Genomic DNA, 22,082 nt, shown 5'->3' on the forward strand with positions numbered 1-22,082 from the left:
TAGTGGAAGGACCGCCATCATGGCGAAGCTCAGCCAGGAAGACCTGCTCGCCCAGTTCGAGGAGATGACCCTCATCGAGCTCTCCGAGTTCGTGAAGGCCTTCGAGGACAAGTTCGACGTCACCGCCGCCGCGGCCGTCGCCGTCGCGGGCCCGGCCCAGGGTGGCCCGGCTGCCCCGGTCGAGGAGGAGAAGGACGAGTTCGACGTCATCCTCACCGGTGCCGGCGACAAGAAGATCCAGGTCATCAAGGTCGTGCGTGAGCTGACCTCCCTGGGTCTGAAGGAGGCCAAGGACCTCGTGGACGGCGCCCCGAAGCCCGTCCTCGAGAAGGTCGCCAAGGACGCCGCCGAGAAGGCCGCCGAGTCCCTCAAGGGCGCCGGCGCCTCCGTCGAGGTCAAGTAGCACCTCGCGGGTCCGGCAGGATCCGCAGCGCGTCCCACGGACGTGTAACGCTCAGGCACTGAAGAGCGATCATCCATCCGGGTGGTCGCTCTTCGGCGTGCGGGGGGTCCGGCGGCGGCTGCCTTGCCCCCGGGACGGCGAGGGGTAGGGTGATCTTCGTTGTGCCTCCAGGGGCCGCGGAGAATCACCTCGTGGCAAGCGGTCGGGGCAAGGGGGCCTTGACGAACCGCACGCAGCGCGCAATTCTCAGGACGCGTCGTCACAAGGATCCGAATCCGAGGCATGGATCGACGGCAAAGAGGGCAGGATCACGGTGCGTTGAGGGCAGCGCCTTGTCGCAGGAGTTCGCAGGAGTTGAGAACAACGAGGGCCTCTACCCGGTCTCGTACACCGCACTGGACATCAGTGTGCCAAGTGGCTACACTGACCCTTTGCGCTGCCTGTTAGCTGTCCCCTGCCCGTCACCAGGGGCATGCCCTCACTCGAGCACGACGACCAGATGATCTCTGACCTGGGCTTTTGCCCGCATCGGAGGAATCTGTCCCTGTGCACAGTGGGGGGCCGGTACGCGCGTAGTGAGTCCGAGCCCTCGGAAGGACCCCCTCTTGGCCGCCTCGCGCAACGCCTCGACCGCGAATACGAACAACGGTGCCAGCACCGCCCCGCTGCGCATCTCCTTTGCAAAGATCAAGGAGCCCCTCGAGGTTCCGAACCTTCTCGCGCTGCAGACCGAGAGCTTTGACTGGCTGCTCGGCAACGATGCCTGGAAGGCTCGCGTCGAGGAGGCTCTCGAGAACGGGCAGGACGTCCCCACCAAGTCCGGTCTGGAGGAGATCTTCGAAGAGATCTCCCCGATCGAGGACTTCTCCGGGTCGATGTCGCTGACCTTCCGCGACCACCGCTTCGAGCCGCCGAAGAACTCCATCGACGAGTGCAAGGAGCGCGACTTCACGTACGCCGCCCCGCTCTTCGTCACCGCCGAGTTCACCAACAACGAGACCGGCGAGATCAAGTCCCAGACCGTCTTCATGGGCGACTTCCCGCTCATGACGAACAAGGGCACCTTCGTCATCAACGGCACCGAGCGTGTCGTGGTGTCCCAGCTGGTCCGCTCGCCCGGCGTCTACTTCGACTCCTCCATCGACAAGACGTCCGACAAGGACATCTTCTCCGCCAAGATCATCCCGTCCCGGGGTGCCTGGCTGGAGATGGAGATCGACAAGCGCGACATGGTCGGTGTCCGCATCGACCGCAAGCGCAAGCAGTCCGTCACCGTCCTCCTGAAGGCGCTCGGCTGGACCACCGAGCAGATCCTCGAGGAGTTCGGCGAGTACGAGTCCATGCGCGCCACCCTGGAGAAGGACCACACCCAGGGCCAGGACGACGCGCTCCTCGACATCTACCGCAAGCTGCGTCCGGGCGAGCCCCCCACGCGTGAGGCCGCGCAGACGCTTCTCGAGAACCTGTACTTCAACCCCAAGCGCTACGACCTCGCCAAGGTCGGCCGCTACAAGGTCAACAAGAAGCTCGGCGGGGACGAGCCGCTGGACGCCGGCGTGCTCACCACCGACGACGTCATCGCCACCATCAAGTACCTGGTGAAGCTGCACGCCGGTGAGACCGAGACGGTCGGCGAGTCCGGGCGCTCGATCATCGTCGAGACCGACGACATCGACCACTTCGGCAACCGCCGCATCCGCAACGTCGGCGAGCTGATCCAGAACCAGGTCCGTACGGGTCTCGCCCGTATGGAGCGCGTCGTGCGCGAGCGCATGACCACCCAGGACGTCGAGGCGATCACGCCCCAGACCCTGATCAACATCCGGCCGGTCGTCGCCTCCATCAAGGAGTTCTTCGGCACCAGCCAGCTGTCCCAGTTCATGGACCAGAACAACCCGCTGTCCGGGCTGACGCACAAGCGTCGTCTCAACGCCCTCGGCCCGGGTGGTCTCTCCCGTGAGCGGGCCGGCTTCGAGGTCCGTGACGTGCACCCCTCGCACTACGGCCGCATGTGCCCGATCGAGACGCCGGAAGGCCCGAACATCGGTCTGATCGGCTCGCTCGCCTCCTACGGGCGGATCAACCCGTTCGGCTTCATCGAGACGCCGTACCGCAAGTCCGTCGGCGGCCAGGTCACCGACGAGGTGGACTACCTGACCGCGGACGAGGAGGACCGCTTCGTCATCGCGCAGGCCAACGCGCCGCTCAACGACGAGATGCGCTTCGTCGAGAACCGCATCCTGGTCCGCCGCCGCGGCGGCGAGGTCGACTACGTCCCCGGTGACGAGGTCGACTACATGGACGTCTCGCCGCGCCAGATGGTGTCGGTCGCGACCGCCATGATCCCGTTCCTCGAGCACGACGACGCCAACCGTGCCCTCATGGGCGCGAACATGATGCGTCAGGCGGTGCCGCTCATCAAGAGCGAGTCCCCGCTCGTCGGCACCGGCATGGAGTACCGCTCCGCCGTCGACGCCGGCGACGTGGTCAAGGCCGAGAAGGCGGGTGTGGTCCAGGAGGTCTCCGCGGACTACATCACCACCGCCAACGACGACGGCACGTACATCACGTACCGCCTGGCCAAGTTCTCCCGGTCCAACCAGGGCACCTCGGTCAACCAGAAGGTCATCGTCGCCGAGGGCGACCGGATCATCGAGGGCCAGGTCCTCGCCGACGGTCCGGCCACCCAGAACGGCGAGATGGCGCTCGGCAAGAACCTGCTGGTCGCGTTCATGCCGTGGGAGGGTCACAACTACGAGGACGCGATCATCCTGTCGCAGCGCCTCGTCCAGGACGACGTCCTCTCCTCGATCCACATCGAGGAGCACGAGGTCGACGCCCGTGACACCAAGCTCGGCCCGGAGGAGATCACCCGGGACATCCCGAACGTCTCCGAGGAGGTCCTCGCCGACCTCGACGAGCGCGGCATCATCCGCATCGGCGCCGAGGTCGTCGCCGGCGACATCCTCGTCGGCAAGGTCACGCCCAAGGGCGAGACCGAGCTGACCCCGGAGGAGCGCCTGCTGCGCGCCATCTTCGGTGAGAAGGCCCGTGAGGTCCGTGACACCTCGCTGAAGGTCCCGCACGGCGAGATCGGCAAGGTCATCGGCGTCCGCGTCTTCGACCGCGAGGAGGGCGACGAGCTTCCCCCCGGTGTCAACCAGCTGGTGCGCGTCTACGTCGCGCAGAAGCGCAAGATCACCGACGGTGACAAGCTCGCCGGCCGGCACGGCAACAAGGGCGTCATCTCCAAGATCCTGCCCATCGAGGACATGCCGTTCCTCGAGGACGGGACCCCGGTCGACATCATCCTCAACCCGCTGGGTGTGCCGTCCCGGATGAACCCGGGACAGGTACTGGAGATCCACCTCGGCTGGCTCGCCAGCCGCGGCTGGGACGTCTCCGGCCTCGCGGACGAGTGGGCCGAGCGGCTGCAGGTCATCGGCGCCGACAAGGTCGAGCCCGGCACCAACGTCGCCACCCCGGTCTTCGACGGCGCGCGTGAGGACGAGCTCGCGGGTCTGCTCCAGCACACCATCCCGAACCGCGACGGCGAGCGCATGGTGCTCCCGTCCGGCAAGGCACGGCTGTACGACGGCCGCTCGGGCGAGCCGTTCCCGGAGCCGATCTCGGTCGGCTACATGTACATCCTGAAGCTGCACCACCTGGTCGACGACAAGCTGCACGCCCGGTCGACCGGTCCGTACTCCATGATCACCCAGCAGCCGCTGGGTGGTAAGGCTCAGTTCGGTGGCCAGCGGTTCGGCGAGATGGAGGTGTGGGCACTCGAGGCGTACGGCGCCGCCTACGCGCTCCAGGAGCTGCTGACCATCAAGTCCGACGACGTCACCGGCCGCGTGAAGGTCTACGAGGCCATCGTCAAGGGCGAGAACATCCCCGAGCCCGGCATCCCCGAGTCCTTCAAGGTCCTCATCAAGGAGATGCAGTCCCTGTGCCTGAACGTGGAGGTGCTGTCCAGCGACGGCATGTCCATCGAGATGCGTGACACCGACGAGGACGTCTTCCGCGCTGCGGAGGAGCTCGGCATCGACCTGTCCCGGCGCGAGCCGAGCAGCGTCGAAGAGGTCTGACGGGAGTGGGGCGGCCTGATGGAGATCGGGCCGCCCGCCCCAGGACCCCCGTTTCAGACCCCAAGACTTACAACCCTGAGAGGGATTGACGCATAGTGCTCGACGTCAACTTCTTCGACGAGCTCCGGATCGGTCTGGCCACCGCTGACGACATCCGTCAGTGGAGCCACGGCGAGGTCAAGAAGCCCGAGACGATCAACTACCGCACGCTCAAGCCCGAAAAGGACGGACTCTTCTGCGAGAAGATCTTCGGTCCGACCCGGGACTGGGAGTGCTACTGCGGCAAGTACAAGCGCGTCCGCTTCAAGGGCATCATCTGTGAGCGCTGTGGCGTCGAGGTCACGCGCGCCAAGGTGCGCCGTGAGCGGATGGGCCACATCGAGCTGGCCGCTCCCGTCACCCACATCTGGTACTTCAAGGGCGTCCCGTCGCGCCTCGGCTACCTGCTCGACCTCGCCCCGAAGGACCTGGAGAAGGTCATCTACTTCGCGGCGTACATGATCACGTATGTCGACGAGGAGCGCCGCACCCGCGACCTGCCCTCGCTGGAGGCCCATGTCTCCGTCGAGCGCCAGCAGGTCGAGAACCGCCGCGACGCCGACCTCGAGGCCCGCGCCAAGAAGCTCGAGACGGACCTCGCCGCCCTGGAGGCCGAGGGCGCCAAGGCCGATGTGCGCCGCAAGGTGCGCGAGGGTGCCGAGCGTGAGATGAAGCAGCTGCGCGACCGTGCGCAGCGCGAGATCGACCGCCTCGACGAGGTGTGGAACCGGTTCAAGAACCTCAAGGTCCAGGACCTCGAGGGCGACGAGCTGCTCTACCGCGAGCTGCGTGACCGCTTCGGCACGTACTTCGACGGTTCGATGGGTGCCGCGGCGCTGCAGAAGCGCCTGGAGTCCTTCGACCTCGACGAGGAGGCCGAGCGCCTCCGCGAGATCATCCGCACCGGCAAGGGCCAGAAGAAGACCCGTGCGCTCAAGCGACTGAAGGTCGTCTCCGCGTTCCTGCAGACCTCCAACAGCCCCAAGGGCATGGTGCTGGACTGCGTGCCGGTCATCCCGCCGGACCTGCGTCCGATGGTGCAGCTGGACGGTGGCCGCTTCGCGACCTCCGACCTGAACGACCTGTACCGCCGCGTCATCAACCGTAACAACCGTCTGAAGCGGCTTCTCGACCTCGGCGCGCCCGAGATCATCGTGAACAACGAGAAGCGCATGCTCCAGGAGGCCGTGGACGCGCTCTTCGACAACGGCCGTCGTGGCCGCCCGGTGACGGGCCCCGGCAACCGTCCGCTGAAGTCGCTCTCGGACATGCTCAAGGGCAAGCAGGGCCGCTTCCGTCAGAACCTGCTCGGCAAGCGGGTCGACTACTCGGCGCGCTCCGTGATCGTCGTCGGCCCGCAGCTGAAGCTGCACCAGTGCGGTCTGCCGAAGGCGATGGCGCTGGAGCTCTTCAAGCCGTTCGTGATGAAGCGCCTGGTCGACCTGAACCACGCGCAGAACATCAAGTCGGCCAAGCGCATGGTCGAGCGCGGCCGCACCGTGGTGTACGACGTCCTCGAAGAGGTCATCGCCGAGCACCCGGTGCTGCTGAACCGTGCGCCCACGCTGCACCGCCTCGGCATCCAGGCCTTCGAGCCGCAGCTGGTCGAGGGCAAGGCCATCCAGATCCACCCGCTCGTCTGCACCGCGTTCAACGCGGACTTCGACGGTGACCAGATGGCCGTGCACCTGCCGCTGTCCGCGGAGGCGCAGGCCGAGGCCCGCATCCTGATGCTGTCCTCGAACAACATCCTCAAGCCGGCCGACGGTCGTCCGGTGACGATGCCGACCCAGGACATGGTCCTCGGTCTGTTCTTCCTCACCACCGACGGCGAGATGCGCGACCTCAAGGGTGAGGGCCGCTCCTTCGCCTCGGTCGCGGAGGCGATCATGGCCTTCGACGCGGGCGAGCTGTCGCTCCAGTCGAGGATCGACGTCCGCTTCCCGGTCGGCACCATCCCGCCGCGCGGCTGGACCCCGCCGGCGCGCGAGGAAGGGGACGACGGCGTCGGGGAGAGGGAGTGGCAGCAGGGTGACACCTTCCGGCTGAACACCACCCTGGGCCGTGCGCTCTTCAACGAGCTGCTGCCCGAGGACTACCCGTTCGTCGACTACGAGGTCGGCAAGAAGCAGCTCTCGGAGATCGTCAACGACCTCGCCGAGCGCTACCCGAAGGTCATCGTGGCGGCGACGCTCGACAACCTGAAGGCGTCCGGCTTCTACTGGGCCACCCGTTCCGGCGTCACCGTCGCCATCTCCGACGTCGTCGTTCCCGAGGCGAAGAAGGAGATCGTCAAGGGCTACGAGGCGCAGGACGAGAAGGTCCAGAAGCAGTACGAGCGCGGTCTGATCACCAAGGACGAGCGCACGCAGGAGCTCATCGCGATCTGGACCAAGGCGACCAACGAGGTCGCCGAGGCGATGAACGACAACTTCCCGAAGACCAACCCGATCTTCATGATGGTGAACTCGGGTGCACGAGGCAACATGATGCAGATGCGTCAGATCGCCGGTATGCGTGGTCTGGTGTCGAACGCGAAGAACGAGACGATCCCGCGTCCGATCAAGGCGTCGTTCCGTGAGGGCCTGTCCGTGCTGGAGTACTTCATCTCCACGCACGGTGCCCGTAAGGGTCTGGCGGACACCGCTCTGCGTACCGCCGACTCGGGTTACCTGACCCGTCGTCTGGTCGACGTCTCCCAGGACGTCATCATCCGCGAGGAGGACTGCGGCACCGACCGCGGTCTGCGCCTCAAGATCGCCAGCCGGGACGAGACGGGCGTGCTCCGCAAGGAGGGCGACGTCGAGACGTCCGTGTACGCGCGCTGCCTCGCCGAGGACATCGTGGTCGACGGCCAGGTGCTGGCCCCGGCCGGCACCGACCTGGGCGACGTCCTCATCGAGGAGCTCGTCTCCCGCGGCGTCGAGGAGGTCAAGACCCGCTCGGTCCTGACCTGCGAGTCCGCCGTCGGCACCTGCGCGATGTGCTACGGCCGCTCGCTGGCCACCGGCAAGCTGGTCGACATCGGTGAGGCGGTCGGCATCATCGCCGCCCAGTCCATCGGTGAGCCCGGTACGCAGCTGACGATGCGTACCTTCCACACCGGTGGTGTGGCCGGTGACGACATCACCCAGGGTCTGCCCCGTGTCGTCGAGCTCTTCGAGGCCCGTACGCCCAAGGGTGTCGCCCCGATCTCCGAGGCCTCCGGCCGCGTGCGGATCGAGGAGACCGAGAAGACCAAGAAGCTCGTCGTCACCCCGGACGACGGCAGCGACGAGACGGCGTTCCCGATCTCCAAGCGTGCCAAGGTCCTGGTCGGCGAGGGCGACCACGTCGATGTGGGTCAGCAGCTCACCGTGGGTGCCACCAACCCGCACGACGTGCTGCGCATCCTGGGTCAGCGTGCCGTCCAGGTCCACCTGGTCGGCGAGGTCCAGAAGGTCTACAACTCGCAGGGTGTGTCGATCCACGACAAGCACATCGAGATCATCATCCGGCAGATGCTGCGCCGTGTGACGATCATCGAGTCCGGCGACGCCGAGCTGCTGCCCGGTGAGCTGGTCGAGCGCTCGAAGTTCGAGACCGAGAACCGTCGTGTGGTCCAGGAGGGCGGTCACCCGGCCTCCGGTCGTCCGCAGCTGATGGGTATCACCAAGGCCTCGCTGGCGACGGAGTCCTGGCTGTCGGCCGCCTCCTTCCAGGAGACGACCCGAGTCCTGACGGATGCGGCGATCAACGCCAAGTCCGACAGCCTCATCGGCCTCAAGGAGAACGTCATCATCGGTAAGCTCATCCCGGCCGGTACGGGTCTGTCCCGTTACCGCAACATCCGGGTCGAGCCGACCGAGGAGGCCAAGGCCGCGATGTACTCGGCCGTCGGCTACGACGACATCGACTACTCGCCGTTCGGCACGGGCTCCGGCCAGGCCGTCCCGCTGGAGGACTACGACTACGGTCCGTACAACCAGTAAGCGAGCCGCTTGATCCGAGGGGCGGTCACTCCGTACGGGGTGGCCGCCCCTCGGCGTGTCCGGACACGAGTCCGTGTGCGTCACCGGGTGCCCGGCGATGCGGGAAGCCCGGTCCTGCGGGAAGCCCGGCCCTGCGAGGAGACCGGTCCTGTGAGGAGACCGGCCTCCTCGTACGGCAGGCGTGACCTCACCATCGCTTCCGGTGGGCCCGGACGCCCTGCGTGTCTCGTTTCCGGCGTCGTACCCGGCCCGCATCCGTGATGCAGCACCCGCGGAAAGCCGGCAGTGCCCGCCGTTCCGCGTTCGAGTCCGCGTCTGATGCCGGGGCCGGTGGAACCAAACTGCCGGTACGGTGCGTTCAAGTGGGTGAAAACACTAATCAGGGATATCTGTCCGGCCCTCCGGGAGGCAGCCGTGTCGTACCCGACTCCGTGGCAGGGCCATCCCCTGCAGGGGCCCGGTGCCCCGTCGATGCTGGCCTCCCACGCCGACCGTGAGCGCGCGGTGGACGTCCTGCGGGCCGGGTACGGCGAAGGCAGGCTGGACCACCCCGAATTCGAGAAGCGCGTCGCCCGGGCCTACTCCGCCCGGACGGTGGCCGAGCTGTCGCTGCTGGTCGCGGATCTGCCTCAGGGCCCGCTGCCCCAGCCGATGGCGGCCGTCGGGCCGCCGGTGCCGGCGACGTTCCTGCCCCGGCCGTATCCGAGGACCAACGGCAAGGCGGTCGCCTCGATGGTCTGCGGTGTCCTGTCCGTGGCCACGGGCGGGCTCACCGGGCTCCCGGCAGTGATTCTCGGCCACATGGCCCAGTCGGAGATCCGCCGCACCGGTGAAGCCGGTGAGGGCTTCGTCCTGACCGGACTGGTGCTCGGCTGGCTGTCCGTCGCCGGCTGGCTGGTGTTCCTGACCTTCTTCGTCCTGCTGGCCGCGCTGGTGGGCTCGCCCTGAACGACAGGTCGGCAGGGTCGGAAGGCGTGGTGCTCAGCGAGCCGGCTGGACCACGGTCGCTGGTGGTGCGGCCGGGTGTGGTGTCGCGGTGCGGCGCCAGGACTGGGGTGGAGCCGAACCGGTGCGCGGCATCAGGACGGCCGTACGCAGGCCGGTGAAGCGGGCGCCGGACAGCACCGGGACGCGGTCGACGCAGCCGCTCCACGAGGCTGTCAAGGCCCTGATCCGGCCAACGCGGCAGGCCGGCCAGGGGCCGCCGCTGCCGCTGGGGCCGCCTGTCCCGGGGTGTCCTGGCGGGTCCGGGAACCCGGCAGGGAGGAGCGGGAGAGGTCCGGTGTGTCGGGCCGCGCTCCATTTGTTTTGACCGGAGTCCATGAGCTAGGTACGCTCAGACCTTGTGCCTGGGGTGTGCCCTGGCCTTCGTGCGTGCCATCACACCGCACCGGGGGCTGTGAAACGGCCACCGCAATTCAGCGCTTTCTTCTGCCTCGCGGCGGGAGTCCGCAGGATTCGACACACCCGACCGCGTGGGTCGGTGACGTTCCAGGTTAGCTTCACCATTCGGCACACAGAAACCGGAGAAGTAGTGCCTACGATCCAGCAGCTGGTCCGCAAGGGCCGGCAGGACAAGGTCGAGAAGAACAAGACGCCCGCACTCGAGGGTTCCCCTCAGCGCCGTGGCGTCTGCACGCGTGTGTTCACGACCACCCCGAAGAAGCCGAACTCGGCCCTGCGTAAGGTCGCGCGTGTGCGTCTGACCAGCGGGATCGAGGTCACCGCCTACATTCCGGGTGAGGGACACAACCTGCAGGAGCACTCCATCGTGCTCGTGCGCGGCGGCCGTGTGAAGGACCTGCCGGGTGTTCGCTACAAGATCATCCGCGGTTCGCTCGACACCCAGGGTGTCAAGAACCGCAAGCAGGCCCGCAGCCGCTACGGCGCCAAGAAGGAGAAGTAAGAATGCCTCGTAAGGGCCCCGCCCCGAAGCGCCCGGTCATCATCGACCCGGTCTACGGTTCTCCTCTGGTGACCTCCCTCATCAACAAGGTGCTGCTGAACGGCAAGCGCTCCACCGCCGAGCGCATCGTGTACGGCGCCATGGAGGGTCTGCGTGAGAAGACGGGCAACGACCCGATCATCACGCTGAAGCGCGCGCTGGAGAACATCAAGCCGACCCTCGAGGTCAAGTCCCGCCGTGTCGGTGGCGCGACGTACCAGGTTCCGATCGAGGTCAAGCCCGGTCGTGCCAACACCCTGGCGCTGCGCTGGCTGGTCGGTTACTCCCGCGCCCGTCGCGAGAAGACCATGACCGAGCGTCTGCTCAACGAGCTTCTCGACGCCTCCAACGGCCTCGGTGCCGCTGTGAAGAAGCGCGAGGACACGCACAAGATGGCCGAGTCCAACAAGGCCTTCGCGCACTACCGCTGGTAGTCGCTACCCACATCGAGACCGAGAGAAGACTGAAGCCTTATGGCTACCACTTCACTTGACCTGGCCAAGGTCCGCAACATCGGGATCATGGCCCACATCGACGCGGGCAAGACGACCACCACCGAGCGGATCCTGTTCTACACCGGCGTCTCCTACAAGATCGGTGAGGTCCACGAGGGCGCTGCCACCATGGACTGGATGGAGCAGGAGCAGGAGCGTGGTATCACCATCACCTCCGCTGCGACCACCTGTCACTGGCCGCTCGAGGACGACGACTACACGATCAACATCATCGACACCCCGGGGCACGTCGACTTCACCGTCGAGGTGGAGCGCTCGCTGCGCGTCCTCGACGGTGCCGTGACGGTGTTCGACGGAGTCGCCGGTGTCGAGCCGCAGTCCGAGACGGTGTGGCGTCAGGCCGACCGCTACGGCGTGCCGCGTATCTGCTTCGTGAACAAGCTCGACCGCACCGGTGCCGAATTCCACCGCTGTGTCGACATGATCAGCGACCGCCTGGGCGCGCAGCCGCTCGTCATGCAGCTGCCGATCGGTGCCGAGGCCGACTTCAAGGGCGTCGTCGACCTCGTGACGATGAAGGCCTACGTGTGGTCCGCCGAGGCCACCAAGGGCGAGATGTACGACGTCGTCGACATCCCGGCCACGCACACCGAGGCCGCCGAGGAATGGCGCGGCAAGCTGCTCGAGGCCGTCGCCGAGAACGACGAGGAGCTGATGGAGCTGTACCTGGAGGGCCAGGAGCCCACCACGGAGCAGCTCTACGCCGCGATCCGTCGCATCACCATCGCCTCCGGCAAGTCCACCGAGACCACCGTCACCCCGGTGTTCTGCGGTACCGCGTTCAAGAACAAGGGCGTTCAGCCCCTGCTCGACGCGGTCGTGCGCTACCTGCCGACCCCGCTCGACGTGGAGGCCATCGAGGGCCATGACGTCAAGGACCCCGAGGTCGTCGTCAAGCGCAAGCCGTCGGAGGACGAGCCCCTCGCCGCGCTCGCGTTCAAGATCATGAGCGACCCGCACCTCGGCAAGCTCACCTTCGTCCGGGTCTACTCGGGCCGCCTGCAGTCCGGCACCGCGGTGCTGAACTCCGTGAAGGGCAAGAAGGAGCGCATCGGCAAGATCTACCGCATGCACGCCAACAAGCGTGAGGAGATCGAGTCGGTGGGCGCCGGTGACATCGTCGCCGTCATGGGCCTGAAGCAGACCACCACCGGTGAGACGCTGTCCGACGACAAGAGCCCGGTCATCCTGGAGTCCATGGACTTCCCGGCGCCGGTCATCCAGGTCGCCATCGAGCCCAAGTCGAAGGGTGACCAGGAGAAGCTGGGCGTCGCGATCCAGCGCCTGGCCGAGGAGGACCCGTCCTTCCAGGTCCACTCGGACGAGGAGACCGGCCAGACCATCATCGGTGGTATGGGCGAGCTGCACCTCGAGGTGCTGGTCGACCGTATGCGCCGTGAGTTCAAGGTCGAGGCCAACGTCGGCAAGCCCCAGGTCGCCTACCGTGAGACGATTCGCAAGACCGTCGAGCGCGTGGACTACACCCACAAGAAGCAGACCGGTGGTACCGGTCAGTTCGCCAAGGTGCAGATCGCGATCGAGCCGATCGAGGGCGGAGACGCCTCCTACGAGTTCGTGAACAAGGTGACCGGTGGCCGTATCCCGAAGGAGTACATTCCTTCGGTGGACGCCGGTGCGCAGGAGGCCATGCAGTTCGGCATCCTGGCCGGCTACGAGATGACGGGCGTCCGCGTCACGCTCATCGACGGTGGCTACCACGAGGTCGACTCCTCCGAGCTCGCGTTCAAGATCGCCGGTTCGCAGGCCTTCAAGGAGGCCGCGCGCAAGGCTTCGCCCGTGCTCCTGGAGCCGATGATGGCCGTCGAGGTCACCACGCCCGAGGACTACATGGGTGAGGTCATCGGCGACATCAACTCCCGCCGTGGCCAGATCCAGGCCATGGAGGAGCGGGCGGGTGCCCGCGTCGTGAAGGGCCTCGTGCCCCTCTCGGAGATGTTCGGTTACGTCGGCGACCTGCGCAGCAAGACGTCCGGCCGTGCCAGCTACTCCATGCAGTTCGACTCCTACGCCGAGGTTCCGCGGAACGTCGCCGAGGAGATCATCGCGAAGGCCAAGGGCGAGTAGCGGACTCCGTTTAACGGACCCCGTATCCACGCTTTAGGCTTGACCCCGGAGCCTGCAGGGGACATTCCGCCGTCACCCCGGTGGAATGTCCCGGGCCCGGGTTTCCCAGCAAAGATCCCTGGCGCCGTTGAAGCAAGGCGTACAGAACCACTCCACAGGAGGACCCCAGTGGCGAAGGCGAAGTTCGAGCGGACTAAGCCGCACGTCAACATCGGCACCATCGGTCACATCGACCACGGTAAGACGACCCTCACGGCCGCCATTACCAAGGTGCTGCACGACGCGTACCCGGACCTGAACGAGGCCTCGGCCTTCGACCAGATCGACAAGGCTCCCGAAGAGCGCCAGCGCGGAATCACGATCTCGATCTCCCACGTCGAGTACCAGACCGAGCAGCGTCACTACGCCCACGTCGACTGCCCCGGTCACGCGGACTACATCAAGAACATGATCACGGGTGCGGCGCAGATGGACGGCGCCATCCTCGTGGTCGCGGCCACCGACGGCCCGATGCCGCAGACCAAGGAGCACGTGCTCCTGGCCCGCCAGGTCGGCGTCCCGTACATCGTCGTCGCCCTGAACAAGGCCGACATGGTGGACGACGAGGAGATCCTGGAGCTTGTCGAGCTCGAGGTCCGTGAGCTGCTCTCCGAGTACGAGTTCCCGGGCGACGACCTGCCGGTCGTCAAGGTCTCGGCGCTCAAGGCCCTCGAGGGCGACAAGGAGTGGGGCAACTCCGTCCTCGAGCTGATGAAGGCCGTGGACGAGAACATCCCGCAGCCCGAGCGTGACGTCGACAAGCCGTTCCTGATGCCGATCGAGGACGTCTTCACGATCACCGGTCGTGGCACCGTCGTCACCGGTCGTATCGAGCGCGGCATCCTCAAGGTCAACGAGACCGTCGACATCGTCGGTATCAAGCAGGAGAAGACCACCACCACGGTCACCGGCATCGAGATGTTCCGGAAGCTCCTCGACGAGGGCCAGGCCGGTGAGAACGTCGGTCTGCTGCTTCGTGGCATCAAGCGCGAGGACGTCGAGCGCGGCCAGGTCATCATCAAGCCGGGCTCGGTCACCCCGCACACCGAGTTCGAGGCCCAGGCCTACATCCTGTCGAAGGACGAGGGTGGCCGTCACACCCCGTTCTTCAACAACTACCGCCCGCAGTTCTACTTCCGTACGACGGACGTGACCGGCGTCGTGACCCTCCCCGAGGGCACCGAGATGGTCATGCCGGGTGACAACACCGAGATGAAGGTGGAGCTCATCCAGCCCGTCGCCATGGAGGAGGGCCTGAAGTTCGCCATCCGTGAGGGTGGCCGGACCGTGGGCGCCGGCCAGGTCACCAAGATCAACAAGTGAGCTTGCTGATCTGACCTGGTAGCTCCTGCTTGCGAGCACCTGAGAGGGCCCGTACGACTTCGGTCGTACGGGCCCTTTCGCGCTGCGTGGGCGTCAACTCATGCACCTTCACGGTCGCTCGATCGTGCGAATAAGGGGCCATATGCGGGCAGCACATGCCGTGCCCTCCATAGGTTCGCCTCATGGTCAGCTCATCCCATGAGGCCCTGCACCGGATCTTCCAGCAGGAACCGGGCCTCTTCGCGCGCGTCGCCAGGAACCTGGGCGTCGCCTTCCCCCCACCCGTGTCCGCTACGGAGCTCTCCACCGACCTCACGGAGACCCGGCCGTTGGAGCGGCGGGTGGACACGCTGCTGCGTATGGACACCGAGGACGGCAGTTTCGTCCTGGCCGTCGAGTCGCAGAGCAAGCCGAGCCCGCACAAGCCGGCGAGCTGGGCGTATTACGTGTCCCACGTCTACGCCAAGTACAGCGTTCCGCCGGTACTGCTCGTCGTGTGCCCGGACCGGAAGACGGCAGCCTGGGCGGCCCAGCAGTTCGACATCGGCCCGCGCCAGTGGCCCTCGCTCACCCTGCGGCCCCTGGTTCTGGGCCCCAGTGACCTGCCGGTGATCGACAGCCCCGACGAGGCGGCTCGCGACATCCCGCTCACGATCCTGTCGGCGGCACTTCACCGCTGCGAGCCGGAGGCCGATGCCATACTGAACGCGCTGGCAAAGGCACTGAAAGGCCTGTCGGCCGACGACGAGAACACTGCGGGCACCTTCATCGAACTCATGGAACAAGGCCTCGGCACGACGCAGGCCGCGGATCTCTGGAGGCATCTCATGGCCGTCGACCTCTCCTTCTTCCAGTCGCAGACCGCCCAGCAACTCCGTGCCGAGGGCGAGGTGAAGGGTGAGGTGAAGGGCCAGGCGAAGGCCGTGCTGGTCCTTCTGGGGCACCGGGGTGTCGAGGTCGGTGAAGAGGACCGGGAGCGGATCGTCGGCTGTGGTGACCCCGAGGTATTGGACGTGTGGCTGAAGAGGGCTCTCACGGCGAGGACGGCGGCCGAGGTGTTCGCACCGGCCGATGGGACCGGGACCGCGGACTGATGGACCTCTCCTTCCTGGTAGCTCCTGCCGCCGGGCATGCCCGGTGTGGTGACGGGTAGGGCCCCTCCGTACGGGGTGTCCTGCCCCAGTGGTCGTGGAACGGAGGGTGGTCGGAGTGATCCGAAAGCTGCAGGCCGTCGCGCTGGACTGTGCTGATCCGGTGCGGCTCGCCGAGTTCTACGCGGAACTGCTCGGCGGCCGGGTGGTCGCGGACCCGGAGGAGCCCCGGTGGGTCGAGGTGCACGGTTTCGAGGGGGTCCCGCTGGCCTGCCAGCAGGCGGACGGTTACCGGCCGCCCGCATGGCCCGACCAGGAGCGTCCGCAGCAGCTCCACCTGGACTTCGACGTCGACGACCTCGACGCGGAGGAGGAGCGGGCGCTCGCCCTCGGTGCGACCGTGCTGGAGCGGACGGACCAGATCCGCCCGGGGGCCAACTGGCGGGTCTACGCGGACCCGGCCGGCCATCCGTTCTGCCTCTGCCGGCACTGAGATCCGGAGCACTGTCTCGGCGGACTCCGGAGGAGTCGGGCGATTAATGCTTTGCCGCCGGCCGGGCCGGTCGGATAGGAAGCTCGCATGCTGAAGGGCACCAAGGTCGGGCTGAGGGCCCGGCACGAGGAGGACATCCCGGTCCTGCGGGCCGAGCTGTACGACGACGTGGTCAACGCGTCACGGGCCGAAGGCGGGCCGTGGCGGCCCATCACGCCGGGCTCGAAGGATCCGCGGCTCGTGGTGGACGACACGGAGCAGGGACACGTCCCGTTCTCCGTGGTGGAGCTGGCCGGCGGCACACTGGTCGGCACCGCGACGCTGTGGGGCATCGACCACCACAACCGGTCCGCGCACATCGGGCTGGGCCTGCTTCCGGCCTCCCGCGGCCAGGGCTACGGCACCGACGTGGTCGCGGTGCTGTGCCACTACGGCTTCGTCGTACGGGGCCTGCAGCGGCTGGGGATCGAGACCCTGTCGGACAACGCCGCGATGCTGCGCTCCGCCGAGCGCAACGGCTTCGTACGGGAGGGCGTGCTGCGCTCCTCGGCCTGGGTGATGGGCGAGTTCCTGGACGAGGTGCTGCTCGGACTCCTCGCCCAGGAGTGGAAGCCGGGCCCGCCGGCTTAGCAGCGGCGCAGGCCCCGGGCACGCCTGGTGGCCTGCCCGGGGCCGTGTTGCTCCCCCCGTCGGGATGGTCAGGCGTGGGTCAGACGCGCTGCCACAGGGCCGGGACGTTCGGGGGCTGCCAGCCGGGCTGGGCCTGGTGGCCCTGGAGGCAGCGGTAGGTGGCGCCGCCGTAAGTCACCGTGTCGCCCGGCTGGTAGACGGTGCCCGCGGACCAGGTGCCGCCGGGCTCCTCGTTCCCGGGCGGCTCCTCGTCGTCGCCGGTCGTCTTCAGGGTGAGGCCGTAGTTCTGGAGCAGCGGGTTGATCGGCTGGTGGAAGGTCGTACCGCCGCTGCCGCAGTTGCCCGAGCCGCCCGAGGTGACGCCCTGTGCCTGGCTGCCGGAGATGTACGAGCCGCCGGAGTCACCGGGCTCCGCGCACACCGTGGTCCGGGTCACGCCGGTGATGGTGCCCTCGGGGTAGGTCACGCTGGTGTTGTGCTGCTGGATGGTGCCGCAGTGCCAGCCGGTGGTGGAGCCGGAGCGGCAGATCGAGGCGCCGACCGGGGCCTGCGTGGACCCGGTGACCTGGACGTTCTGGCCGCCCGCCCCCTTCACGTACGGGGTGGCCGTCCACTGTGCGTTGGTGGCCACCCACGCCATGTCCCGGCCCGGGAAGACCGAGCCCTGGAAGGTGCCCTGGGCGACGCGGTTGTGGCCGCTGGTGCTGTTGCCGGCCCGCCCGCAGTGGCCGGCGGTGGCGTAGCCCTGCTGGGTGCCCCGGGTGACGGGGAAGCCGATGGAGCAGCGGCCGCTGTTGTCGATGTAGTACGCCTCGCCGCCCCGCAGGTCGTACAGCGGGCGGGGCCGGTCGGCCGACCTCTCGATCCGGGCCAGGGAGGGGGCGACGCCGGCCGCCGACAGGAGGGCGCGGGCGGCGGCGGGACGTATCGCCTGGACGACGACGGTGTTCGTGCGGACGTCGACGTACCGGACGGGGGCGTCGGTGGTGTCGCTGTGCCGAGCCGCCCGGTCCAGGCGGGACTTGGCCGCCTCCAGAGCCGTCAGGGAGTGGCGTACGACCGTGGCCTCGGCACCGCGTGCCTCGATGGCCCGTACGTCGTCGGCGTCCGTCGTCGCCACGGTCAGGGTGCCGGACTCGGCGCCGCGTACCCAGGCGCCCGCGAAGTCGGCGCCGAGCACGGCGCGCAGGCGGCCGGCGGTGGCGCCCGCGTCCGCCTCGTTGGCCAGGCGGCGCTGTGCCTGCGCCCGGTCCAGGCCGAGGTCGCGCTCCATGGCGCGGAGGAGCGCGGGCGGGGCGGCGTCGGTGCGCAGGGTTTCCGCGGCCGAGGGCGCGGCGGCCGTTCCCGCGCTCGCGGAGCCGCTGAGCCCGGCTGCGAGCAGGGCGGCCGTCGCGGCGACGGCGGCGCCCACGGCTCTGGTGCGTCGGGGGAGGTGTCGGTGGAGCATGGGGGCAACTCCTCGGTTTCGGTGGGGAAGTGCCGAAACCGTAGGGAGCGCCGGCCGGGCGCCGTAAGCCGTCGGCCGGCCCCCTGCCCGGTGTTATGGAACGGGCTGCGCGGCGGTCCACCGCGCGTAGCTGTCGCTGCCCGCCGCCACGCCCGCATGGGCCAGCCGGGCCTGCGCCAGCACGGTGACCGCGGTCTCCGCACGCTGCGTCACCCGGTGCCAGCCGAGCAGATGCCGCCACGTCAGGGGGGTGCCCGCGAGCGGCCGGGTGATGATCCCGGGCGTGTCCGGGAAGGTCGCCCGGCACAGTCCGACCGCCCGGCCGACCTGCACCAGGTGGACCAGGGAGGAGGTGTCCGTCTCGTACATCCGGAGCGGGGTGAAGCCCGCCCGGGCGCAGGCCACGGTGAAGCAGTCCCCGAAGCAGCCGTCGCCGGGTACGCAGGCCCATTCCGCACCGGCCAGTTCGGCCAGGTCGACCTCGCCCGCCCCGGCGAGGGCGTGGCCCTCCGGGACCATGACGAACACCGGGTCGACCGCGACCTCCTGCCAGACCAGTCCCTCCGCGCCGGGTGGCGGGGCCGAACCGCAGGTCCCCGCGAGGGCGAAGTCCAGCCGTCCTTCGGTCAGCAGCCCGGCCAGTTCCCGCTCGGACCAGGAGATGCAGGTCGTCACCCGGGCGTCGGGCGCCACGTCCGCCAGCCGGTCCACCACGGCGCCCAGCAGCGGGCCGTGGGTGCCGCCCAGCCGGAAGCACGCCGTCGCGTGGGGCGCCCGGGCGAACCGGGCTGCCTCCTGCTGGAGTTCGGTCACCGCGGGCAGCACGATCCGGCTGCGCTCCAGCACCAGTTCGCCCAGCGCGGTGGCCCGCACGCCGTGCCGGCCACGCTCGAACAGGGCGCCGCCCAGGGCGCGTTCGATCCGCTTGAGCTGTGCGCTCAGCGCGGGCTGGGCAAGTCCCAGTTCGGTGGCCGCCCGGGTGAGGCTGCCCGCGTCCGCGATCGCCCGGATCGTCTTCAGATGCCGCAACTCCAGGTCCATGAGGGGAGCTTGCGGCGTAGCGGGGGCGGGGGCAAGAGGTTGGTACGGACCTGCTGTCCCGTCGGTCCCGCGGCCCCGTCGGTCCCGCGGCCCCGTCGGTCCCGCGGCCCCGCCGGCCAGCGGCCCCGTCGGTCCCGCGGCCCCGTCGGCCGTCAGTCCGGTCGGCGCAGCCCGTCGACGAGCACGCCGGCCAGTCGGCGTGCGTCGTAGTCGGGGTCGCTCTCCGCGCCGATGCAGAGGTTGCCGACACCGCGCATGAGGGTGAGGGCGTCGATGTCGGCGCGGATCTCGCCGACGGTGACCGCGGAGTCGAGCAGTTCGGCGCAGACGGGAAGCAGGCGGTCGAGGAAGTAGTCGTGCAGTGCCCCGAATCCGGCCTGGTCCGAGCGCAGGACGGCGGCGAGTCCGTGCTTGGTGACCAGGAAGTCGACGAAGAGGTCGATCCACTGCCGCAGGGCGGCGTGCGGGGTCGCTGCTGCGGCGAGGAGGGCCGGTCCGGCCTCGGCGCAGGCTTCGACCTGGTGCCGGTAGACGGCGATGATCAGGTCTGCCCGGGTCGGGAAGTGGCGGTAGAGGGTGCCGAGGCCGACGCCGGCGCGGGAGGCGATGTCGCGCACCGGGGCGTCCACGCCCGAGGTGACGAAGACCGTGGAGGCCGCCTCCAGCAGCGTCTCCTTGTTGCGCCGGGCGTCCTTCCGCCGTGACGGGGCCGCCGGCCCCGCACCCTCGTCGCTCTGCTTCACCGCGTCGTTCCTTCCACCTCTCGCACGCCCCCGCATGGTCTCACGCAGGCCCGCGCGTGCCCATGCTTGCCAAAACGGAACAGTGTTCCGTATCGTCGAGGTGTACCGGAACGGTGTTCCGTTTCGGGTTCAGTCTGCCATGAGGAGATACGGTCATGCAGTACCGCACCCTGGGCCGAACCGGCGTACAGGTCAGCTCGCTCGCGCTCGGCGCGATGAACTTCGGCGCGATCGGACGCACCGGCCAGGACGAGGCCACCGCCCTTGTCGACGCGGCCCTGGAGGCCGGCGTCAACCTCATCGACACCGCCGACTGGTACAGCGGTGGGGAGTCGGAGGAGATGGTCGGCAAGGCCATCGCAGGCCGCCGCGACGACATCGTGCTGGCCACGAAGGCGACCATGCCGATGGGGGAGGAGCGCAACCGCAAGGGCGGCTCGCGCCGCTGGCTGGCCACCGCGCTGGAGGACAGCCTGCGCCGGCTCGGCGTGGACCACGTCGACCTCTACCAGATGCACCGCTGGGACCCGGAGACCAGTGACGAGGAGACCCTGTCGGCGCTGACCGACCTGCAACGCGCGGGCAAGATCCGCTACTTCGGCTCCTCCACCTTCCCCGCGTACCGCATAGTGCAGGCGCAGTGGGCCGCCCGCGAACTGCGGCTGAGCCGGTACGTCACCGAGCAGCCCAGCTACTCGATCCTGCAGCGCGGGGTGGAAGCCCATGTCCTGCCCGTGACCGAGGAGTACGGGCTCGGCGTGCTGGTGTGGAGCCCGCTGGCCTCGGGCTGGCTGTCGGGTGCGGTCCGCAGGGGCCGGGACGTCACCACGCACCGCTCGACGGTCATGCCGGAACGCTTCGACCCCGCGCAGCCTGCCAACCGGACCCGGCTCGACGCCGTCGAACGGCTGGCCACGGTCGCCGACGAGGCCGGACTGACCCTGATCCAGCTGGCGCTCGGCTTCGTGACCGCGCATCCCGGTGTGACCAGCGCGCTGATCGGTCCCCGCACGCCGGAGCACCTCCAGTCGCAGCTCGCCGCCGCCGACACCGTGCTCTCGGCCGACGTGCTCGACGCGATCGACGAGATCGTCGCTCCCGGTGTCGACCTGGCCGCGCACGAGAAGTTCGACGCGCCCCCCGCGCTGCTCGACGCGTCACTGCGCCGCCGCCACTGACCGTCCGGAGGCGCAGCAGCCCATGACACCCACACCACCCCGGCCCCGTTTCGGCATCATGACCGCCCCCACCCAGGTGGGCTACGACGACATCCTGCGCGTCTGGCGCGACGCGGACGCCATCCCGGAGATCGAGCACGCCTGGCTGTTCGACCACCTCATGCCCATCTTCGGCGACCCTCAGGGCCCGGCCTACGAGGGCTGGACACTGCTCTCCGCCCTTGCGGCGCAGACCCGGCGACTGCGGCTCGGCGTGATGGTGACCAGCAACCGGTTCCGGCCGCCCGCGCTGCTCGCCAAGATCGCTACGACCGTCGACATCGTGTCCGGCGGACGGCTCGACCTGGGCATCGGCGTGGGCTCGCGGCCGAACCCGCCCGAGGCCTGGCGCGAGTACCCGGCGCACGGCCTGCCCTTCCAGGACCCCGTGCGGGCGGTGGAGAGTCTCGCCGAAGCCTGCACGGTGATCCGGCGGCTGTGGACCGAGGGGGAACCCTTCGACTTCCACGGCAGCCACCACCACCTCACCGGGGCGTTCGGCAGCCCCAAGCCCGTGCAGCGGCCCCACCCGCCGATCCTGATCGGCGGACGCTCCTCGGCGACGCTGCGCGTGGTCGCCGAGCACGCGGACCTGTGGAACATCCCCGGTGGCGACATCGACGACGTGATCCGCCGCAGTGCCCTCCTGGACCGCTACTGCGCGGACATCGGCCGCGACCCCGACTCGATCGTCCGCTCGATCCATCTGCCCGTCGACGTCGACCGGTCCGGGGTCACACGGGCGGCGATCGGCCAGGCGCTCGACGCCGGTTTCCGGCACATCGTCCTCGGGCTGCCGGTGCCGTATCCCGACGGTATCGCCCGGTGGGTCGCCGACGAGCTCATCGGCCCATCGGCCTGAAGGCACCCGCCCGCCCGGGGGGGGGGGGGGGGGGGGGGGGGGGGGGGGGGGGGGGGGGGGGGGGGGGGGGGGGGGGGGGGGGGGGGGGGGGGGGAGAGGGGGAAGGGGATAGAGGGTAGGGGGGGGTGGGGGGGTGTGGAGGAGAGG

The 22,082-nt window shown here is 68.7% G+C and carries 17 protein-coding genes; 13 read left to right on the plus strand and 4 right to left on the minus strand.

Annotated features, from left to right (window positions below):
• Positions 1–19: 19 nt before the first annotated feature.
• The 4 genes from rplL (at position 20) to ACZ5C2_RS27255 (ending at position 9,452) form a co-directional block, all read left to right on the plus strand.
• Positions 20–403, plus strand: coding sequence for a 50S ribosomal protein L7/L12 (gene rplL / locus ACZ5C2_RS27240; RefSeq protein WP_468796570.1), 384 nt, complete (start codon positions 20–22; stop codon positions 401–403).
• Positions 404–1,008: 605 nt separating this feature from the next.
• Positions 1,009–4,494, plus strand: coding sequence for a DNA-directed RNA polymerase subunit beta (gene rpoB, locus ACZ5C2_RS27245; RefSeq protein WP_468796572.1), 3,486 nt, complete (start codon positions 1,009–1,011; stop codon positions 4,492–4,494).
• A gap of 95 nt (positions 4,495–4,589) precedes the next feature.
• Positions 4,590–8,504 (plus strand): DNA-directed RNA polymerase subunit beta', encoded by a 3,915-nt coding sequence (locus ACZ5C2_RS27250; protein ID WP_468796575.1) that lies wholly within the window; start codon positions 4,590–4,592, stop codon positions 8,502–8,504.
• Positions 8,505–8,918: 414 nt separating this feature from the next.
• Positions 8,919–9,452 (plus strand): DUF1707 and DUF4190 domain-containing protein, encoded by a 534-nt coding sequence (locus ACZ5C2_RS27255; protein ID WP_468796578.1) that lies wholly within the window; start codon positions 8,919–8,921, stop codon positions 9,450–9,452.
• A 33-nt stretch (positions 9,453–9,485) separates the two neighbouring features.
• Here the strand turns inward: ACZ5C2_RS27255 and ACZ5C2_RS27260 are convergent, their stop codons facing one another.
• Positions 9,486–9,668: a hypothetical protein gene (locus ACZ5C2_RS27260; protein ID WP_468796581.1), complete on the minus strand. Its 183-nt coding sequence runs from the start codon at positions 9,666–9,668 to the stop codon at positions 9,486–9,488.
• A gap of 370 nt (positions 9,669–10,038) precedes the next feature.
• Here ACZ5C2_RS27260 and rpsL point away from each other — a divergent pair, with 370 nt between their 5' ends.
• The 7 genes from rpsL to ACZ5C2_RS27295 all read left to right on the plus strand — a co-directional run bounded on the left by rpsL (position 10,039) and on the right by ACZ5C2_RS27295 (position 16,625).
• The gene (rpsL, locus tag ACZ5C2_RS27265; RefSeq protein ID WP_003948652.1) at positions 10,039–10,410 is read left to right on the plus strand and encodes a 30S ribosomal protein S12; all 372 of its coding nucleotides are present in this window, start codon (positions 10,039–10,041) and stop codon (positions 10,408–10,410) included.
• A gap of 2 nt (positions 10,411–10,412) precedes the next feature.
• Positions 10,413–10,883 carry a 30S ribosomal protein S7 gene (gene rpsG, locus ACZ5C2_RS27270; protein ID WP_003992340.1) on the plus strand — a complete coding sequence of 157 codons (471 nt, stop codon included), beginning with the start codon at positions 10,413–10,415 and terminating at the stop codon, positions 10,881–10,883.
• Between the two features lie 39 nt (positions 10,884–10,922).
• Positions 10,923–13,049: an elongation factor G gene (gene fusA / locus ACZ5C2_RS27275; protein ID WP_468796584.1), complete on the plus strand. Its 2,127-nt coding sequence runs from the start codon at positions 10,923–10,925 to the stop codon at positions 13,047–13,049.
• Positions 13,050–13,217: 168 nt separating this feature from the next.
• The gene (gene tuf, locus ACZ5C2_RS27280) at positions 13,218–14,411 is read left to right on the plus strand and encodes an elongation factor Tu (protein ID WP_215204042.1); all 1,194 of its coding nucleotides are present in this window, start codon (positions 13,218–13,220) and stop codon (positions 14,409–14,411) included.
• A 182-nt stretch (positions 14,412–14,593) separates the two neighbouring features.
• Entirely contained in the window at positions 14,594–15,505 is a 912-nt protein-coding gene (locus tag ACZ5C2_RS27285) for an RpnC/YadD family protein (RefSeq protein WP_468796587.1), read from the plus strand.
• 115 nt (positions 15,506–15,620) lie between these two features.
• The gene (locus ACZ5C2_RS27290; protein ID WP_360387487.1) at positions 15,621–15,995 is read left to right on the plus strand and encodes a VOC family protein; all 375 of its coding nucleotides are present in this window, start codon (positions 15,621–15,623) and stop codon (positions 15,993–15,995) included.
• Positions 15,996–16,082: 87 nt separating this feature from the next.
• Positions 16,083–16,625: a GNAT family N-acetyltransferase gene (locus tag ACZ5C2_RS27295; RefSeq protein ID WP_360402989.1), complete on the plus strand. Its 543-nt coding sequence runs from the start codon at positions 16,083–16,085 to the stop codon at positions 16,623–16,625.
• Positions 16,626–16,704: 79 nt separating this feature from the next.
• Here ACZ5C2_RS27295 and ACZ5C2_RS27300 read toward each other — a convergent pair whose 3' ends face one another.
• The 3 genes from ACZ5C2_RS27300 to ACZ5C2_RS27310 all read right to left on the minus strand — a co-directional run bounded on the left by ACZ5C2_RS27300 (position 16,705) and on the right by ACZ5C2_RS27310 (position 19,856).
• Positions 16,705–18,072 (minus strand): carbohydrate-binding protein, encoded by a 1,368-nt coding sequence (locus ACZ5C2_RS27300; protein WP_468796590.1) that lies wholly within the window; start codon positions 18,070–18,072, stop codon positions 16,705–16,707.
• A 93-nt stretch (positions 18,073–18,165) separates the two neighbouring features.
• Complete coding sequence (locus ACZ5C2_RS27305) at positions 18,166–19,113, minus strand: LysR family transcriptional regulator (protein ID WP_468796593.1); 948 nt, start codon at positions 19,111–19,113, stop codon at positions 18,166–18,168.
• A gap of 152 nt (positions 19,114–19,265) precedes the next feature.
• Positions 19,266–19,856, minus strand: coding sequence for a TetR/AcrR family transcriptional regulator (locus ACZ5C2_RS27310; RefSeq protein WP_468796596.1), 591 nt, complete (start codon positions 19,854–19,856; stop codon positions 19,266–19,268).
• A gap of 155 nt (positions 19,857–20,011) precedes the next feature.
• On the opposite strand from ACZ5C2_RS27310, the gene ACZ5C2_RS27315 reads away from it, so the two are divergent.
• Positions 20,012–21,034: an aldo/keto reductase gene (locus tag ACZ5C2_RS27315; RefSeq protein ID WP_468796599.1), complete on the plus strand. Its 1,023-nt coding sequence runs from the start codon at positions 20,012–20,014 to the stop codon at positions 21,032–21,034.
• A 22-nt stretch (positions 21,035–21,056) separates the two neighbouring features.
• A complete protein-coding gene (locus tag ACZ5C2_RS27320) occupies positions 21,057–21,935 on the plus strand; it encodes an LLM class flavin-dependent oxidoreductase (RefSeq protein ID WP_468796602.1) in 879 nt (292 codons plus the stop codon).
• Positions 21,936–22,082 lie beyond the last annotated feature (147 nt).

It is taken from the genome of Streptomyces sp. NPDC031365, from assembly GCF_055569765.1.